Below are 1,113 nucleotides of genomic sequence, written 5' to 3'. Positions count from 1 at the left end.
AGGGTGCATCTCATATTTGAAAATATTACGTAGGGTGCGTTAGGGGCGGCTCGCCGTCATTTTCCAGCTCGTAGCCAGCTTTGGGAAAGTCCGCCCCGTAACGCACCACCGAATCAAACAGCTTTTAGGAGATGCACCCGGAGAGTATAGGTTGGTTACCGTGAATCCTCAACAGTTAACTATAGCGTTTAACTATAGCGTTACTATTACAGTTTGCCCTTAGACAGCACACCGGCACCAAAGGCTCCTACTGCTAGCAGACTTAGCACCGACATCGGTTCAGGAACAGTAGTGCTAGGAACGGTAGCGCCAGAAACACCTGCTGCTCCAAAGAGCTGACCGATAGCCCCGACGACATTTTGACTAAAATTACCTGCTCCTGTGGTTGGATCAATGGTGATCTGTTGTTGATCACCTGTGTAACCGAACAACGTTCCATTTTCAAAGAATAAGCCAAATATATCGCTAAAGCCGATACTACCAATTTCACTAGCTGTACCGTCATTAGCGATAGAGAACAAAATGTCAGAGCTGCCATCAACAGAGAGTGATGTGGCAAAAAATTGATTATTTACAGAATCGAATGCTATGTCGCCACTGCTGTTGAAGTTAGGAATTTTGGCCACTAATGATGCAGCCCCACTAGAGGTATCAATAGTATAAAAACTATCATCTCCAGCGCCGTAAAGGACTTTATCATCATCATCAGAAAACCCTAAAGCATTTATAAACGCAAAAAGGTAGCCAATTAGGGAGGATAAGCCTGTGCTTTTATCAATACTATACAAAGCGCTGGGAGTGACACCAAATAGCTCACCACTATTGGATAAAGCTATATCAAAAAAGGGGATATCGTTGCTGTTTAATGGTGTGAATTTTCCAGTTGAGGTATCGATTTTTCCAACTTCTCCATTGGCAGTAGAGAGGAATGATGCCGCCTGGGCTGTTCCGATTGTTCCTAGGCTAAAAACCACTGCCCCAGCTATAGCTATTGGTAATTTTTTCATGATAGTTTTATGCTGCAACTCTTAGATGTAGACAGTGACCTTACTCTGAAATTTGATATCAAGTCCGTTTGATTCCCTGGTTTATAGTCGGCTTTTTTTTGCCCTA

At 43.4% G+C, this 1,113-nt stretch carries 1 protein-coding gene; it reads right to left on the bottom strand.

Going from position 1 to position 1,113, the window contains the following annotated elements; translation table 11 throughout:
• Positions 1 to 206: 206 nt before the first annotated feature.
• Positions 207 to 1,007, bottom strand: a complete 801-nt coding sequence (locus F6K53_RS44665) for a hypothetical protein (RefSeq protein ID WP_293087460.1) — start codon at positions 1,005 to 1,007, stop codon at positions 207 to 209.
• Between the last annotated feature and the right edge of the window lie 106 nt (positions 1,008 to 1,113).

Source organism: Moorena sp. SIO4A1, from assembly GCF_010672065.1.
Classification (GTDB): domain Bacteria; phylum Cyanobacteriota; class Cyanobacteriia; order Cyanobacteriales; family Coleofasciculaceae; genus Moorena.
The sequence above is the reverse complement of the archived record's forward strand: the minus strand, read 5'-3'. Positions and strand labels throughout refer to the sequence as shown.

Coding starts and splice junctions, on each gene's coding strand:
- F6K53_RS44665 (WP_293087460.1), bottom strand. CDS start 1,007: ATGAAAAAATTACCAATAGCTATAGCTGGGGCAGTGGTTTTTAGCCTA.